We start from the raw sequence: 17,349 nt of genomic DNA on the forward strand, positions 1-17,349 counted from the left end.
TGTCAGCCCGCCTCCGCGGCCTTCAGGCTCTGCACGACGTGCTCGACGAGCCTGCCGACGGTGAGTTCGATGATCTCGTCGAAGTCCATGCCGGCCAGGAACTCGGCGAAGTTGACCCGGTCTGCGTACCGCTGGTCCAGGAGCCCGGCCAGGGTGACGAGGTCGATGCTCTCCAGTTCCAGGTCGCGGTTGAACGTGGTGGTCATGCCGATCTCGAGGTCTTCCTCGCCGTACTCCTCGTCGTACTCCTCCAGGACGATCAGGAGCATGCCCCTGATGTCGGCGAGCACGGCCTCCTCGTCGGCGCGTTCGCTGGTCGGCTGGATGGGGTTCATCGGCCGTGCTCCTCTCCGGCTTCTGCCGCTTCTGCCGCTTCTTCCGCTCCTGGTACCGGTCCTGTCGTCCAGGCCACGACGTAGTCCCGGTCCGGCAGCGCGGGGGGATTGCGGACGCGTTCGCAGTGCACCGTGTACGCGCGTTCCAGGCGACCCGAGACCAGCAGCCGGTCTCCGTCCGGGGCCGCGTCGAACACCGTGAAGTCCCGGGGCCGTCCGCCGAATCCGGTGCCCTCCGCCTTGGCGACCGCCTCCTTGGCGGCCCAGAACCGGGTGAACCACAGTGCCTCGGTGTCCTCGCCGTCCGCGCAGCGGGCGCGCAGGAGCCGGAGTTCTTCGGCGCCGAGGGCGGCGGCAAGGGCCGCGGGGTCGCGTTCGGTGACTTCTTCGATGTCGATGCCGGGGCCGGGTCCGGGAGTGTGGGGCCGTACGATCGCCACGCCGGCCTCGGCGCGGTGTGCGAGCGAGACGTCCAGTGGGGGCAGGGTGCGGCCGTGCACGCCGGTGACGTAGGGGCGGCCCAGGTCGTCGTTGCGGACCCGGATCTCGGCCGGGTAGACGGGTCCCTCGCCGTGTTCCCACAGCCAGCGGCGCACCGCGTCCTTGACCGCGATCCGGCCGAGCAGCCACTGCCGGCGGCCGCGTGGCGTGTGTTCGGCGTACTGCGTGCGCTCCACTCCGCCGAGCGAGTTGCGCATGATCAGTTCGCGGGAGGCGAGGTCCGGCCATCGCTCGTGGAGCAGGGACCAGCCGTCGGGGCGGGGCTCGGAGAGGGTGTTGCGTTCGGGGAAGCGTTCGACGGGGCGGGTCTGCGGGTCGTTGTCGAAGCGGCGGTCCTGCCAGCCGGTGAGCTCCGCCCAGACCCGGCCCGCGACGGTCAGCTCCACGTCCGCCTCGAGGAGGGTGTCGGTGAGCGAGGTGATCCGCACCAGGCATTCGACGTCGGTACCCGGGGCGGGGTGCGGTCCGTAGAACCGCATGTGCCGCATCTGGACGGGGAACACGACGGTCCGTTCGGTGCGGGTCGCCATGATCCAGTAGCCGAGGATCTGGCCCACGTTGTCCAGCAGGGCGCCCGGGGCGGCTGGGGTGGTGATGATCCCTCGTACGTGTTGGTCGCCGATCGCGGTGAGGTCGGTGACGCCTTGGAACGCCGGTCCGTGGAACATCCAGCGCTCGGTGTAGAGCTGGGCGGCGGTGTGGTCGGGGACGCGTTCCGGGGTGGGGGGTGCGGTGCGGGTCGCGGGCGGTGCGGGGTGGCGGGCGGCCAGTTCGACGACGGCTCGGGCCGTGGGGCCGAAGGTGACGGTGAGGCGGTTCGGGTCGTCCGGGGTGTGGGTGACGGTGACCGGGACGTCGACGGCCGGCGTGGCGGTGAGCCAGCGGTCGAAGCGTGCTCCGTGTACGGCGATCGCCCGCATGCCCGGGGCGGTGTTCTCGGCCGCGTCCATCATGTGCCGCACGATCGTGGTGGCCGGGACGACCGGCCATCGGTCGGGCACGTCCGGCCAGCCGGGGCGTTGCGGGAAGAAGCAGTGGTCGAGGAGGTGGGGCATGGTGTCGGGGGAGACGCGGAGTGTGGTGTGCCGGGTGTGGGGGGTGGGTGGTGCGGTGGCCGGGGTGGATTCCGGGGGTGTGGCCGGGGCGGGGCCGGGTGTTCTCGCGGGTGGCCGGGGTGCCGGGGTCCGTGCCTGGGCTCTGGCCGGTCGGCGGTCGCTCGCGCCGATCAGTGCGGCCGCCGTGTCGGCGGTGTCGCGCAGCAGCGCGCTCAGTTCGGCGGCGACCGGGAAGCGTCCGGTGAGTGCGTCCAGCGGGTCCGGGGTGGTGGCACGTGCTCGTGCTTGCCCGGTGGGGGCGGTGCCGCGTATGTCGGCGCGCAGTGCGGTGAGGGCCGGGCCGTCGAGGGACACCAGCGCGCCGCCGAGGTCGAGCCGCACGGGTGGGCGGTGTGGTCGGGTGGCGGGGGTCGTCACGTTCGGCTTGGGCAGTGCCGGTGCCACGTCGGCCCCGGCCGTCCACAACGCGGTTGCCACGCGGCGGAGTTGGGCCAGGCCGGTGCGGTGGGGCGAGTTCGCGGCGATGGCCAGGTGGTCGCGGTCGCCGAGCGTGTCGCCGATGAGGGAGGCGAGCTGGCCGGGGCCGGTCTGGACGAAGGTGCGGTGGCCGGCCGTGTACATGGCCTCGACGAGCAGGCGGAAGCGGACGGGTTCGAGCAGGTGCCGGACGAACAGTTCGCGGGCTGCGGTCTCCGCCTCGGGGAAGGGTGCCGCGGTGGTCCCGGACCACACGGGTACGGTCGGCGGATGGAGCCGGAAGCGGCCCGCGGCCTGTTTGATGGGCGCCAGGTACGGTTCCAGCATCGGGGTGTGGAAGCCGGACCGGAACGGCAGCACCTGGCACAGCACGCCTTGGGCGCGGAAGGACCGTACGAAGTCCTCCACCGCCCCGTCCGGCCCGCACACCATGGACTGGTTGGGCGCGTTGTCGTGGGAGAGCACGATCCCGGTGCCCGCCCAGGCGTCGCGGAGGGCGGCCAGGACGCGCTCGGCGGAGGCTCCGACGGCGCCGAAGGCCAGGCCCGGCACGCTCACGGAGTCGGGGTCGAAGTCGGCCATGAAGGCGTCGACCTGGTCGCCGGAGTAGAGCCCGGCCACGACCATGGCCGTCCACTCGCCGACGCTGTGCCCGGCCACCGCGTCCGGGACCACGCCGAGGCGGCGCAGCGCGGCGTCGAGGAGCCGGCCCACGCCGACGACGCCGAATCCGTGCCGGCCCACGTCGCCGACCCGCACCTGCTTGTCGGTGGCGGCGACCGGGGTGAGGCCGAAGTGGGCGGCGATGTCGTCGACGCGGGGTGTGAAGTCTCCTTCGAGGCCGGGGAAGACGAAGGCCAGCTTGCCGTGTCCGCCGCCGCCCAGGAGGGGCCGGGGGCGGAACCATACGTCGCTGCGGCCTTGCCAGGCGCGGCTCTTGGTCACCGTCCGGCGGGCCAGGGCGAGCCGTTTGGCGGTCGGATCGACGATGCCGAGGCGGGCCGGTCCGGCCTCCGGGTGGGTGCGGGTCGTGTCGAGGCCGGAGGCGAGGACGGTGGAGTCGTCGGTGTCCAGCGCGGCGGCGAGCCGGTCGGGGTTGTCGGCGGCGAGGAGCAGGACGCGCTCGGGTTCGGTGACGGTTACGGCGGCGGTGGCGGTGGCCGTCGTGCGCGGGCTCGTGTCCGTCCTGGTTCGGGCGGCCGGCGCGGGTGCTTCCTCCAGCACGACGTGGGCGTTGATGCCCCCGAAGCCGAAGGCGTTCACGGCCGCTCGCCGCACCGGTCGCTGCGGGCCGGTCTCCCAGGGAACCGCCTTGTGCAGCGGGCGGAAACGAGTGCGGGTGAGGGCGGGGTGGGGGTCGTCGCAGTGGAGGGTGGGCAGGAGGGTGCCGTGATGGAGTGCGAGGGCGGCCTTGACCAGGCCGGCGACTCCGGCGGCCGGCATGGTGTGGCCGATCATCGACTTCACCGAGCCGATCACCGCGCGCTCGTCGCCGTGGCCGTCGCCGGTCCCGAACACCTCGGTGAGGGTGGCCAGTTCGGCTGCGTCTCCGGCCGGGGTCGCCGTGCCGTGCGCCTCCAGGAGGCCCACCGAGCCCGGTGCGGCGGGGTCGAGTCCGGCGGCTCGCCAGGCCTGGCGCACGGCGTGTGTCTGACCGCCGGGGTCGGGGTTGGCGAGTCCGGCCGTGCGGCCGTCGCTGGCCACGCCGGTGCCCCTGATCACCGCGTAGACGCGGTCGCCGTCGCGTTCGGCGTCTTCGAGGCGTTTGAGTACGACTATGCCGGTGCCCTCGCCGATGAGGATGCCGTCGGCGTCGCGGTGGAAGGGGCGGATGCGCTGGCTGGGGGAGAGTGCGCGCAGTTGGGAGAAGACGCTCCAGAGGGTGATGTCGTGGCAGTGGTGCACTCCCCCGGCCAGCATCAGGTCGCAGCGCCCGGAGGTGAGTTCGGCCACGGCCTGGTCGACGGCGACGAGGGAGGAGGCGCAGGCGGCGTCCACGGTGTAGGCCGGGCCGCGCAGGTCGAGGCGGTTGGCGATGCGGGAGGCGGCCAGGTTGGGGACCAGGCCGATCGCGGACTCGGGGCTGGCCGGGCCGAGGCGTTCGGTGAACGCTTCTCTCACTCGGGCGAGTTGACCGGGCGACAGGTCGGGCAGTAACTCGCCGAGGGTGCGTACGAGTTGTCCCGCTGTCCGCACCCGTTGGTCGAGCCGGACCAGGCCGGGGGTGAGGTAGCCGCCCCGGCCCAGGACGACGCCGATGCGGTGCCGGTCGGGCAGTTGTCTGTCGGCCCCCGCGTCGGCGAGGGCCGCGGCGGACACGTGGAGCGCGATCAGTTGGTCGGGCTCGGTGCCGGGTACCGAGGTCGGCATGATGCCGTACCGGGTGACCTCCACCTCGGCGAGGCCGTCCACGAACCCGCCGCGCCGGCAGTACACCTGGTCGGGGACGGCGGGGCCGGTCGCGGTGCCGGGGCGGTAGTAGTCGGCGTCCCAGCGGCCCTCGGGCACGTCCTCGATGGCGTCCACGCCGTCGCGGAGGTTGCGCCAGTAGGTGTCGAGGTCGGGGGCGCCGGGCAGCAGGACCGCCATCCCCACGATGGCGACCGGTTTCTGGCGACCCATCGTGTCCGTCATGTCACCAGCCCGATGCGGTGTAGACGACGGCGCGGGCCGAGTCGTCGCCCCAGGCGAGTTCCCGCAGCAGGGCCGCGGTGCCCTCGTCGGGGTCGATCAGCCGGATGCCGCGCCGGGCGTACTCCCGGCCCAGTTCCGCACTGACCATGCCGGTGTGGCCGCCGGTGGGGGCCCACGGGCCCCAGTGCACGGTCAGGGCGCGGTTGCCGGTGCGGGCGGACCAGGCGGTGCCGAGGGTCTCCAGGGCGTCGTTGGCGGCCGCGTAGTCGGCCTGCCCGCGGTTGCCGAGGACGGCGGAGATGCTGCCGAACAGGACGGTGAAGCCGGGTCCGCTGGGCAGTTCCTCGAGTGCGGTGAGCAGGGTGGCGGCTCCGGCCGTCTTGGTTCCGTAGACCCGCTGGAAGGAGTCGGGGGTCTTCTCCGCGATCAGCCGGTCCTCGATCACCCCGGCGGCGAACACCGCCCCGTCGAGGCGGCCGTGTTCGGCGTGGATCTCCTTGACCGTCTGGAGTGCGGTGTCCTCCTCGCGGAAGTCCACGGCGTGGTAGCGGACTCGACTGCCGAGCGCGGTGAGTTCCGCGAGTGTCGTGGTGATCTCCCGTTGCGCGAGGATGAGTTCGGCGGTCCGGTTGACCTCGGCGGGCTTGAGCGGGTGGCCGTCGGCGCCGGCGACGAGGGCAGCGCGGAGTTCGGTGGGGGTGCGGGCGCCGGCGGTCCGGGGGTCTTCGGGGCCGGTGGGGGCGGGTGTCCTGCCGATGAGTTCGATACGGCAGCGGCAGGCCGCGGCGAGTGTGGCCGCGAACTTGGCGGTGATCCCGCGGGCGCCGCCCACCAGAAGCACGACGGAGTCCCGGTCGAGGCCGAGCGCTGCGGCCTCGGCGGCGCCGTCGCCGGCCGGTCCCGCGCCGGTGCTGCCGAGCGGGCCGAGGGGTGCCTCGACGAGTTCGAAGCCGTGCCGGTGCGTGGCGGTGCGCCGTACGACGGGTGCCGGATCGGGCGCGAGGAGTTCGGCGAGCAGGGCGTCGGCGACCGCGGCCGGTCCGGTGTCGTCGAGGCCGACGGTCCGGGCGTCGGTCTGCGGGTACTCGCGGGCGATGGTGCGGAACAGGCCGTCCAGTCCCGCCGCCCGCAGCGTGTCGTCGCCGTCGGCGGACCGTGCGGCCAGCAGCCGGCGCGGCCCGCGTGCCAGGGCGGCCCGCAGCACGGGGAAGGCGTCCGGCAGGACCGGCGGCTCGGCGCCCGGCAGGGCGCCCAGGTACAGCACGCCGTCGACCGTGCCGTCCGCCGCGGTGAGCAGGTGCTCCGCGTCGGCGGTCATCACGTCGGCGCCGTACGCAGTGAGCCGTGCCGTGATCTCCGGCGCGGCGCCCTCTCCGTCGCCGAGCACGACGAACCGCTTGCCGGACAGGGCGGAGGCGGGGTCCGCCGGTCGGTCCGGCTGTTCCAGGGGCACCGGGCGGAGCAGGAGACGCTTCGGGGCGACGCCCGTGGCCTCTTCCGGCAGCTCTGTTTCTGCCGGGGTGATGTCCGGTTCGGCCGGGGTGATGTCCGGCTCGGCTGCCGTCTGCTCCCGGGCGCCGTCGAGCCGTGCCGTCAGCCAGCCCGTGACGGCCGCCGCCGTACGTGCCTTGGCGAGCTCCTCCAGTTCCGCGTCGTCCAGGGTCGTCACGTCGGCGCCGGCCCCGATCCCCAGCCGCTTGGCGAGTTCGCCCGCGATCTCCGCCCGCTTGATGGAGTCGATGCTGAGGTCCGCCTCCAGGTCGAGGTCGGGCTCGATCATGTCGACGGGGTATCCGGTGCGCTCGCTGATGATCTCCAGGACGACGCGTTCCACGTCGGCCGGGGTGTCCGCGCCAGTCTCGGCGGTGGCCGGGACCGGCTCCGGGGCGGGCTGCGGGGCGGGCTGCGGGGCGGCGGGGAGCTCGGCGGGCAGGATCTGCGGCCCCGGCACCGGGCCGATGGCCGCCGGTGCCGGGATCGTCGTGCCCGGCGCCGCGCCGAGGTAGGTGAGCAGCACGTCGCGCTGGGCGGCGATCATCTCCCGGCTGGTGCGCAGGAATTCGGAGATCAGCGCGTCCTGGCCGGCCGGGACGCCGTACGGGTGGTTCGTCGTCACAGTCGTCTCCACGACTCGTCGGGCCGGTGCCAGGGCACCGGGGAGGAGTTCTCCGGCGGCGGTGCGGACCAGGTGGCCGTCGACCGTCCAGCCGGGCCGCTTCGGTGCCGGGGTGCGGACCGCGTCGACGGCGTCACGGCCCCGCAGGAGCCATCCGGTGCGTACCGGCGCTCCCGCGACGGCCAGTCGGGCGAGGGCGTCGAGCCAGCCGCGCAGGCCGCTGTCGGCGCGGGGCTCGCAGGCGACGGTGCGGTGCGGACGGTCACCGAGGATCTGTTCGACGAGCCGGGTGAGGACCGTGCCGGGTCCCGCCTCGACGAAGGTCCGGGCTCCCGCCTCGTACATCGCCTCGATCTGGGCGGCGAAGGCGACCGGGGCCCCGATCTGGGCGGCGAGTTCCGTGCGCACGGCGTCCGGGTCCGGCGCGTACGGGGCGGCCGTGCGGTTGGACCAGACCGGGAACTCGGGCGGGCGTACGGTCTTGTCCTGGAGGACCTTGGCGAACCGTTCGCCCGCGCCGGCCACCAGGGGGCTGTGGAAGGCGCAGGCGACGGGGATGCGCTTGGCGCCGTATCCGGCCTCGCGCAGCGCGCGGACGGCGGCGGCGACCTGCTCCGTCGGGCCGGAGATCACTGTCTGCTGGGGTGAGTTGCGGTTGGCGAGGACGACCGAGGCGGGCGTCTGCGCCGCGCGCAGGGCGTGTTCGACGTCCTCGGCGGCGGCGGAGACGGCGGCCATGGTGCCGGGGTCGTCGCCCGCGGCCGCCAGGATGGCCGTAGCCCGCTCGGTGCTCAGCTCCAGGAGTGTCTCGGGGTCGAGGGTGCCGGCCGCGCACAGGGCGACCAGTTCGCCGTAACTGTGTCCGGCGGCCATGTCGGGCAGGACGCCCGCGGTGGTGAGCAGGGCGTGGGCGGCGAGGCCGGTGATGCCGAGTGCGGGCTGGGCGGCCCGGGTGTCGGTGAGTTCGGCCCGTCGGCGCTCGTGGCCCGGGTCGTCGAAGGCGGCGGGCGGGTACAGCCGGTCGGCGTGGGTCGGGGCGAGCCGGAGGTAGTGCTGGAGTTCGGGGAAGGTGATGAAGAGGTCGGCGAGCATGCCGGGGCGCTGGCTGCCCTGGCCGGGGAACAGGAAGGCGATCTTGCCGTCGTCGTCCGCCGGTGCCGGGTCGGCCAGGTGGATGCCCGCGGCCGGGTCGTGTTCCCCGGCCAGGGCCCTGCGCAGCCGGTCGACGAGACTGTCCACGTCGGTCGCCACGACCGCCACTCGCACCGGGTCGGGTGAGGTGTCGGAGCGCCGGGCCGCGCTCAGCGCGAGATCGCGCAGCCGCCAGGGACGGCCGTCGGTCTCGGCGGCCTTCAGCACGTCCCCGATCGCGCGGCCGGCGGCCGCGAGGTCCTTGCCGCGGAAGGTGAACAGTTCGGCGGGCCATGTGTCCAGGCTCTGCTCCGGCGGTACGGCGTCGCCGTGGGCCCGGAGCACCACATGGAAGTTGGTGCCGCCGAAGCCGAACGCGCTCACCCCGGCCACGCGTTCACCGGCCGGTGCCGCCCACGGCTGGGTCTTCGTGTGGAAGGCGAACGGGCTGGTGCCTTCCTGCCAGGCGGGGTTGGGGCTCTTGAGGTGCAGGGTGGGCGGTTTCACGCCGGTGTGGAGGGCCAGGGTGGTCTTGATCAGGCCGGCGAGACCGGCGGCGCACTTGGTGTGCCCGATCTGTGATTTGACCGAGCCCAGCACACACCTGCCCGGCTGTGCGCCGGCATCGGCGAACACCTCGCTGAGGATGGTGAGTTCGGTTCGGTCGCCGACCACGGTCCCGGTGCCGTGCGCCTCGACGAGGCCGACGTCTGCGGGTGAGACACCGGCGTTGCGGTACGCCCGTTCCAGCGCGGTCCGTTGTCCTTCGGGCCGGGGTGCGGTGAGGCCGAGCGAGCGGCCGTCGCTGGAGGAGCCGAGGCCTTTGATGACGGCATAGATCCGGTCGCCGTCGCGTTCGGCGTCCGTGAGCCGTTTGAGGACCACGCAGGCGACGCCTTCGCCGAGGGCGATGCCGTCGGCCGAGCCGTCGAAGGCCCGTGACCGGCCTGTCGGGGAGAGGGCGTGCACGGAGGAGAACAGGACGTAGTCGTTGATGCCGTTGTGCAGGTCGGCGCCGCCGCACAGGACGACGTCGCTGGTGCCCGCCGTGAGCTCCTTGCACGCCACGTCCACGGCGGCCAGTGAGGACGCGCAGGCCGCGTCCACGGTGTAGTTGGCCCCGCCGAGGTCGAGGCGGTTGGCGATGCGGCCCGAGATGACGTTGGCGAGCATGCCGGGGAAGGAGTCCTCGGTCAGCCGGGGCAGCTGCTCCTCCAGCCCGTCGGGCACCTTGCCGTAGTACGACGGCAGTACGGCCCGCAGGGTGGCGGCGTTGGACAGGTCGCTGCCCGCCTCGGCGCCGAAGACCACCGAGGTGCGCGAGCGGTCGAACTCCCGTCCCCGGTCGCCGTATCCGGCGTCCTCCAGTGCGCGCCGGGCGGCCTCCAGGGACAGCAGCTGGACGGGTTCGATGCTGCCGAGCGAGGCCGGCGGGATGCCGTAGCTCAGCGGGTCGAAGGGGATGCGGGGCAGGAACCCGCCCCACTTGGAGGCCGTGCTGCCGTCGGCGTGGTGCACGGCCGGGTCCCACCGGTCGGGCGGGACCTCGGTGACGGCGTCGTGTCCGGAGACGACGTTCGCCCAGAAGGAGGCGAGGTCGGGGGCCTGCGGGAACATGCAGGCCATGCCGATGACAGCGATGTCCAGGGGGGCGGGAGCCGCCGGTTCCGCGGCGGGGTGCGCACCCGGCTGCCGGCCCAGTTCCTCGCCGCGTACCGCGAGGAAGTCGGCCGCGCCGTCGGTGACCGAACGGTGCAGGGCCTCGACGGTGGTCGTCGCCGTGCGCAGGACGGTCACGTCTCCGGCCATGAACATGCCCTCGTCCAGCTGTCGTTGCTCGTCGACCGGCGCCAACTCACCGCTTTCGGACCGGTCGAGGCCCTTGCTGGCGATGCGCAGCCGGCCGACGTTGAGCCGTTCCAGCTCCTCCCAGACAGCACGGTCCGGCACGTTCCGGGCGCGCAGTTCGGCCTCGCGTTCCCGGTAGTTCAGGGTGAAGCGGCTGGGTACGCAGCGGGTGGCGTGGCCGGGCGCGGTCTCCAGCAGGGTGGTGGCGGCGGCCGCCACGACCTGGCGCTGGAAGAGGGGCTGGATCGCGCCCCGGTCCACCGCCTCCTCGGTGAACAGGTAGGCGGTTCCCATCAGGACGCCGACTGCGGCTCCCCGGGCGGTGAGGGGTGCGGCGAGCGCGGCGACCATCGCCGCCGAGCGCTCGTCGTGGACGCCGCCCGCGAAGAACACCTCGATCCGTCGCGCCGTTTCGTCGTCCGCGTCGGCCAGGAAGTCCTCCAGTGCGGCGAGTTGCGCCTCCCACAGCGGGAAGGCGGCCCGCGGGCCGACGTGTCCGCCGCACTCGGAGCCCTCGAAGACGAACCTGCGGGACCCGGCCTCCAGGAACTGCCGCAGCAGCCCCGGCGAGGGCACGTGCAGGAAGGTGCTGATCCCGGCCCGCTCCAGCGCCTCGGCCTGGGCGGGCCGACCGCCCGCGATGATCGCGTGGCTGGGCCGTAGCTCCCGTACGGCTTCGAGCTGGGCGTTGCGGATGTCCTCGGGCGCGAACCCGAGGATGCCGACCCCCCAGGGCCGCCCGTCCAGCGCGACACGTGTGTCTTCCAGCATCGCCCGCGCCTGTTTTCCGTCGGCCAGGGCCAGTGCCAGGAAGGGCAGGGCGCCGTCGGCGGCGACGGCCGCGGCGAACCGGGCCTGGTCGCTGACCCGGGTCATCGGCCCCTGCGCCACGGGCAGCCGTGTGCCGAGGGCCCTGCTCATGGGGGAGCCGGGCCGCAGTGCGCGGGCGGGCGCGGGGTCGGCCGGGGTGTCCGAATCCGCTGGTCGGTCGGCTGTGGCGGCCACGCCGACGGGGCCGGCTGCCGTCTCCCGGCCGGCCGCGGTCCGTAAGGGCTCCGACAGCGTGTTCCGTATCGCGGTCGTCAGCCCCCGAACCGTCCGGCCCACGTCCTGCCAGCGCTCCGCGAAGCGTGCCGCGAGGAAGCCGTCCTGGCCCACCGGCAGGAGTTGGGTGTACGGGTCCTGCGCGCCCAGCAGTGCGGCGACCCCGCCGGGGTCGTCGGCCGGCGGGTGCGGAGCATCGGGGCCGCGGCGGCGCAGTATGCGGTGACCGGCCACGACGACGGTCTCGGAGCCGTCCAGGGAACGGAGTGCGGCCGCGGTCGCCTCGGGGAGTGTCGACTCGGCCAGCAGCGCCAGCTGGGTGTCGAGGACGACTCCGGCCGCCCCGCCGGCCACCGCGGCGGCAGCCGTGCGGGGCCCGATGCCGCCGCACGCCCAGACCGGAACATCCAACCCGGGTTCGGCGAGCAGTTGCTGGAGCAGTACGAAGGTGCTGAGCTGCCCGATCCTGCCGCCGCTCTCGCTGCCCCGGGCGATCAGTCCGCACGCGCCCGCACGGACCGCCTCCCTCGCCTGCGCCAGGTCGGTGACTTCGGCCAGCACCCGGTGTCTCGCGGTGAATTCAGCGGGCGGCGGCCACCAGGCATCGGCCGTGAGGACCACGGTGTCGATCGGTTCGAGGTCCTCGGGAAGCATCCGGCAGCTCCCCGTGACCCGCACCCCGAACGGCCCCGGCGCCGTCCGTCTCAGGCGTCCGAGCGCCTCGCGGGATCTTCGGCCGCCGTTGCCGAGGTCGAGGATCCCGAGTGCGCCGGCGCGGCAGGCCGCCGCGGCGAGCCTGGCATCCGGTTCCCCGAAAGGGGTGATGCAGATGATCAGGTCCAGGGCGCGCACAGCTGACGTCATGATGCTCCGAATAATCGGTGAGACGGCACGGTGGGGGATTTGTGCGACATGGAGGCTCTGGTGCGAGGCAACCGGAAACTAGCGACTTCATTACTCGCCGGTCAATAACGGCGCGGCCAATCCGCCTGCGGTGGCATCAATTCGGCCAGCGACCGAAACTCGCCGCAAGAGCGGAAAAACCGAGCAATTCCCGTCCGCGGTGCGGCCGCTCACCCCGAGGTCCACACGCGCCACAACACCACAAGCCCGTCAAAGCGTCCGGTGGATTCACCCTTCGGTCGCCCGTCCGCAACAAGCCGGGCAGCCCGGCCGACCTCTGTAAATTCCACATGACTTCGAGCCCGTGGCCAGATCGGGACACCCGGAAACCACGGCCGCACGGACGCACCCCGGCCTGACGCCAGCCTGACAGAAGCCTGCCGGCAACTGAATTCTATTCAGCCAAACGCGAACCAGGAAAAAACCTTGTAAACCATTGAAGCAACGGGGCGACAGCGTGCGCGCGGCCCCCGGACGAGGCTCACCCCACGGGGTGACCCTGGCGTCAGCCGAGGACGGGCCCGGGGATCGGCCCGTTGTCCGTCACGGTCCCGGTCACACGCGACGGCAGCGGCTTCAGGGCGCCGAGGACGGAGCTGTCCGCGGTGTCGACGGGCGTCGGCGGCCCCGCCGCCGGGCCGCTGTCGTCGCAGCAGCCGACCTGCGCGATCCGTGTGTCGTAGCGCTCCCGAGGCTGCCCGGACTTCTCGCGCGGGGTGTCCGCCCCCGGCGGCTCGGGGGCGGCCTTCTTCTTCGGCCCCGGCTGCGGCGGCAACCGCTCGGGGCCGCCCCGCCCCGGCGCCTTCCGCTCCGACTGGTCGGCCCCGGCATCCAGCACCCACCGCTGTTTCCCGGTCCCGTCCCGCTTCGCCACGACCACTTGGGTGCTCGCCCTGCCCGAACCCGGGGCGACGACTAGCCCCTTGTGCCGGCGGAGCAGGAGTTCGCCGCTGACGGTCAGGCCGTAGGACACCTCGCCCGCGCGCACGCCGCAGCCGGACAGCTGGACCGTACGGGCTTCCGGGGCGGCGGCGAGGCAGAGGGCGGGGTCGGCGGCGCTGCGGAGTCTTCCGTCGTCCTGGTACGACCACTGCTGGGACTCCGCGGACGAGCACGCCGCAAGCGCGGTCCCCGCCCCCGGCCCGACCCGGCCGCCCTCGACGTCCAGGCAGAGTCCGGTGGCGGGGCTGCGCAGCCTGCCATGGGCGACCTCGACGGGGTCGCTCGCGGAGGCGGCCGACGGGGAGGCGACGACGGACGGCTTGTCGGCGGTGCCGGGCCCGGCGGGGCCGACGCGGCTGCCGCCGGGGGCTCCCCAGGTGACGCCGGGCCGGGGGACGCCGTTCTCGTCGGACCAGCTCCTCGCCACCAGCACGGTCGCGAGCAGCGCGAGGGAGGCGAGGCCGACACCGACGGCCAAGGCCTTGCGCCGCCTGCTCCCAGCCGTGGTGCGGTGGCCTCCGCCGGCCCCCGGAGGTACGGCCTCCAGGCGTGCGTTCTCCAGGTGTACGGCCTCCGGATGGACGGCCTCCGGCGCGGGTGGCCGCTCCTCGACGGCACCGCGTCCCGGGCGCGAGTCGAGGTAGCGGCGGGCACCCCAGCCGAGCACGGCCTCGGCGAGCAGGATCTCCAGCCTGCCCTCGAAATGGCTGAGCTGTTCGGCGGCTTGGCGGCAGTACCGGCACACCGTCAGATGCCGTGGCACATCGGGCGCCAAGGAGCCGCCGCGGCGCTTGGGGACGTCGAGGAGACTGTTGTGGAAACGGCAATCGCTGGTGGGCGCGAGTTCTCGGTGGGCGCGCACCAGACCCGCCCGGAATTGTTCTCGCGACTGCTCCAGCGTGGCAGCCGCGGTGGCGGTGTCCACACCCAGCAGACCGGCCGGTATGGTTATCGGATCCGCCTCGACCTCGGTGTGCCACAACAGGCATTGGGACGCTCCGGGAAGGGCCCGGAAAGCAAGCTCGGCGAGTTGCCTCCTTTCGGGAGGACCGGGCATTGCCGCGCGTAGACCGCGGCCACCGGTGGGTTTGCGCAGTTCCGGCAGAACCACGCAGATTCCCTCGTCGGCGGCCCACTCCCGGACCGTCTCCCGCACGGCCACGAGAAGCTGCGGCCGCAGCGCGCCGTCGGCCGCCCCGCCGGCCAGTCGGCCGAGCACGCGGTTGAAGGCCGTGGTGGCCACGAACTGGGCCGCTCCGGTGGCGGATGCGAGGCAGACGATCGCGTAGTCGCAGGTCGCCCGCCAGTGCCGGGCCAGCAGGAGGGTGACGGCACAGTGGCTGCTGTCGCCCTCGGCGCGGAGTTGTGCCACGAGGTTGCGATCGGACCGGGACTGCACGGAACCAATTCCTTCCAAGCCGAAGGAGGGCACAGGGAATGGCGTCCCATCGGAAAGCAGTGCCTGCCGGGTGCACACCTTCCTGTTTGGTGCGTACCTTTGGGGTCGGCCTTTCCGTACGGGCACCGGCCTGTGCCCTCCCAAGCGGAGGGCTCACCTTCGCACATTTGACTCACAGGTAACAAGAAGTCCGCGAGACCCAAGTTCAAGGTGCGGGGAATTCAGGCGAGTTACCGACGGTATCCGCATCAGTATTGGACGGACTGGTTACGCAAGGGTCAACTCGTGTGCACGGAACGCCAGATGGCACACCAAATCTTCAGCGTTCCGGCCGGAAGCGGAACAGCTCCCTCCACAGCGAGCTCCCATGTATCTCTCGGCGCACTCTCATCCCCGTACGCCAGCATGGGCCGCATGATCGCCCCGCGCTCCTCAACCACCCCCACGGCCCCCCGCACCGTCCGCAAGGCGGTCGTCCCGGCCGCCGGGCTCGGCACCCGCTTCCTGCCCGCCACGAAGGCGACGCCGAAGGAGATGCTGCCGGTCGTCGACAAGCCGGCCATCCAGTACGTCGTCGAGGAGGCCGCCGCGGCCGGGCTCGACGACATCCTGATGGTCACCGGGCGCCACAAGCGGGCCATCGAGGACCACTTCGACAGCGCCTTCGAACTGGAGCAGACGCTCGCGGCCAAGGGCGACACCGTGCGGCTGGACGCCGTGCGCGACCCCGCGCGCCTGGCCGACATCCACCACATCCGCCAGGGCGACCCGCTGGGCCTCGGCCACGCCGTTCTCTGCGCCCGCCACCACGTGGGGAACCAGCCCTTCGCGGTTCTCCTGGGCGACGACCTGATCGACTCTCGGGAGACCCTGCTCAGTCGGATGCTGGACGTGCGCGACCGGTACACCGGCAGCGTGGTCGCGCTGATGGAGGTCGACCCGTCGCAGATCCACCTCTACGGCTGCGCGGCCGTCGAACCGACCGACGAGGCGGGCGTCGTGCGCGTGACGGGCCTCGTGGAGAAGCCCTCGCCCGAGGCCGCCCCCAGTACCTACGCGGTCATCGGCCGCTACGTCCTCGACCCGGCCGTCTTCGGCGTCCTGGAGCGCACTGCGCCCGGCCGCGGCGGCGAGATCCAGCTCACCGACGCCCTCCAGGAACTCGCCTCGGACGGCACGGTCCACGGCGTGGTGTTCGACGGCCTGCGCTACGACACCGGCGACAAGGCCGACTACCTGCGCACGGTGGTCCGCCTGGCCTGCGACCGGCCGGACCTGGGTCCCGGATTCGTGGCCTGGCTGAAGGAGTTCATCGACGGCCTGGACAACCGGGGGGCGGAGCGCGAGGAACGGGACGAGGGACGCCGGGCCGCCTGACGAGGCCCTCGTGCGCACGAGGGCCCCGGCCTGATCGGCGCATTCGAGGGGCCCTCCCCCGCGATCCGCGGGGCGGACGTCAGCTGTTGGGACGCAGGGTCCAGGTCACGGTCATCTCCCCGGTCACGGCGCCGTCCTCGCGCTGGATGGCGACGGCCACCGGGAACTCGGGGCGCTTGCCCTCGTCGAGTTCGGCGACGACGTCCGCGATGGGGCGGCCGAGGGTCGCGGTGGCCTTGACCGGGCCCAGGGCGATCTTCTTGAACGCGATCTCCGCGGTGACCGGAAGCGGCACGGCGCGCGAGAGCTGGTCGCCGAAGGCGGCGAGAACGATCGCACCGCTGGCGGACTCGCCGAGGGCGAACATGGCCCCGGCGTGCGGTCCGCCGACGTGGTTGCGGTACTCGCTCTGGTCCGGCAGGGACAGCACGGCCCGCTCCGGAGTGGTCTCCAGGTACTCCAGGTTCAGGGTCCTGACCATGGGGACCGTGGCGGCGAGCAACTCGCCGATCGACATCTGGTCTGCGCTCATGGCCGCCATGTTACTCACGAGTAGCAGAACCTGGCCAGAGCCGGTCCGATGATCGCTGTATCGTTACGGCCCGTGTGGCCAGGGGAACAGCCGCCAGGGAGCGGAACACAACCACAGCACAACCCGTACCGGCAGCCCGGCTATCAGCAGCCGAACCCGTACGTCGGACAACAGCAGCCCGCCCAGTGGGCCGTGCCCACGGCCGTACCGCCTCCGCAGCCGGACGGCGGGGGCCGGCGCACGAAGCTCGTGGCGGTCGTCGCGGCCGCGGCCGTCGTCGTCACGGCCTGTGTCACCGGATTCCTGGTCCTGGGCGGCGGCAAGGACGACGAGGCCGGCCCCGGCCCCACCGCCTCACCGTCGTCGGCGTCCGGCTCACCGTCCGCCGCTGTCTCCGCCACGCAGGACAACCCGCGCGGCGACGAAGCCCTGAAGCCGACCGTCACCGGCTGGAAGGTCGTGGTCAACCCGGACGTGGGCATCGCCTTCGACGTGCCGGCCGACTGGGCGCCGCGGCCGAAGGACTGGATCACCTACGTCACGGACGACTCCGGCTCCGGCGACAAGGTCCTCGTAGGCATGAAGGCACCCGCCGTGTACAAGGAGAAGTGGTGCAGCTCCGACGACGACAAGAACGGCAGGACCGAGAACACCTCCCTGGCGAGCGTGGGCACCCGCGGGAACGACAGCTCCAAGAGCCCCGCGGAGGCCGCCCGCGCCGACTCGGCGGACTGGGTCTACGGCTGGTACGCCCAGCCCGACCGCAAGAAGGTCACCACCGGCCCGGTGACGTCGTACACCACCGCCTCCGGCATCACGGGAAGCCTCGCCACCTCGCGGTCGTCCGGCGTCGTCAAGCAGCACAAGTGCGACTCGGACGGAACGGCGACGACCTTCGCCTTCAAGGACCCGGACGGGAGCGTGCTGTCCTGGTCGTTCGTCGGCGCCACGGGCGTCAGCGGCGCGGTTCCGGAGTCGACGGTCCGTGACATCCTGCGTACGGTGCGGCTGTACGACACCGGGTCGGACTCCTGATTCGGTACCACCCTGACAAG

7 protein-coding genes are annotated in these 17,349 nt (G+C 72.9%); 2 read left to right on the plus strand and 5 right to left on the minus strand.

All coding sequences use genetic code 11. The annotated features are described in order from the left end of the window. Positions 1 to 2 precede the first annotated feature (2 nt). The 4 genes from ACIPSA_RS32800 to ACIPSA_RS32815 all read right to left on the minus strand — a co-directional run bounded on the left by ACIPSA_RS32800 (position 3) and on the right by ACIPSA_RS32815 (position 14,385). On the minus strand, positions 3 to 335 hold the full coding sequence (locus ACIPSA_RS32800; RefSeq protein WP_402641055.1) for an acyl carrier protein: 333 nt from the start codon (positions 333 to 335) through the stop codon (positions 3 to 5). Beyond that, on the minus strand, positions 332 to 5,002 hold the full coding sequence (locus ACIPSA_RS32805; protein WP_402641057.1) for a beta-ketoacyl synthase N-terminal-like domain-containing protein: 4,671 nt from the start codon (positions 5,000 to 5,002) through the stop codon (positions 332 to 334). The genes ACIPSA_RS32800 and ACIPSA_RS32805 overlap by 4 nt, the downstream gene beginning before the upstream one ends. A 1-nt stretch (position 5,003) precedes the next feature. Further along, entirely contained in the window at positions 5,004 to 12,005 is a 7,002-nt protein-coding gene (locus tag ACIPSA_RS32810; RefSeq protein ID WP_402641059.1) for an SDR family oxidoreductase, read from the minus strand. A gap of 544 nt (positions 12,006 to 12,549) precedes the next feature. Next, positions 12,550 to 14,385 (minus strand): ricin-type beta-trefoil lectin domain protein, encoded by a 1,836-nt coding sequence (locus ACIPSA_RS32815; RefSeq protein ID WP_402641062.1) that lies wholly within the window; start codon positions 14,383 to 14,385, stop codon positions 12,550 to 12,552. A gap of 414 nt (positions 14,386 to 14,799) precedes the next feature. On the opposite strand from ACIPSA_RS32815, the gene galU reads away from it, so the two are divergent. Beyond that, a complete protein-coding gene (gene galU / locus ACIPSA_RS32820; protein WP_402641065.1) occupies positions 14,800 to 15,762 on the plus strand; it encodes a UTP--glucose-1-phosphate uridylyltransferase GalU in 963 nt (320 codons plus the stop codon). A 79-nt stretch (positions 15,763 to 15,841) separates the two neighbouring features. On the opposite strand, the gene ACIPSA_RS32825 is transcribed toward galU, so the two are convergent. Further along, positions 15,842 to 16,279: a DUF4442 domain-containing protein gene (locus ACIPSA_RS32825; protein ID WP_402641356.1), complete on the minus strand. Its 438-nt coding sequence runs from the start codon at positions 16,277 to 16,279 to the stop codon at positions 15,842 to 15,844. 87 nt (positions 16,280 to 16,366) lie between these two features. On the opposite strand from ACIPSA_RS32825, the gene ACIPSA_RS32830 reads away from it, so the two are divergent. Continuing rightward, positions 16,367 to 17,329: a hypothetical protein gene (locus ACIPSA_RS32830; RefSeq protein WP_402641067.1), complete on the plus strand. Its 963-nt coding sequence runs from the start codon at positions 16,367 to 16,369 to the stop codon at positions 17,327 to 17,329. Positions 17,330 to 17,349: the final 20 nt, after the last annotated feature.

The sequence above is a fragment of the Streptomyces sp. NPDC086549 genome (assembly GCF_044746205.1).
Classification (GTDB): domain Bacteria; phylum Actinomycetota; class Actinomycetes; order Streptomycetales; family Streptomycetaceae; genus Streptomyces.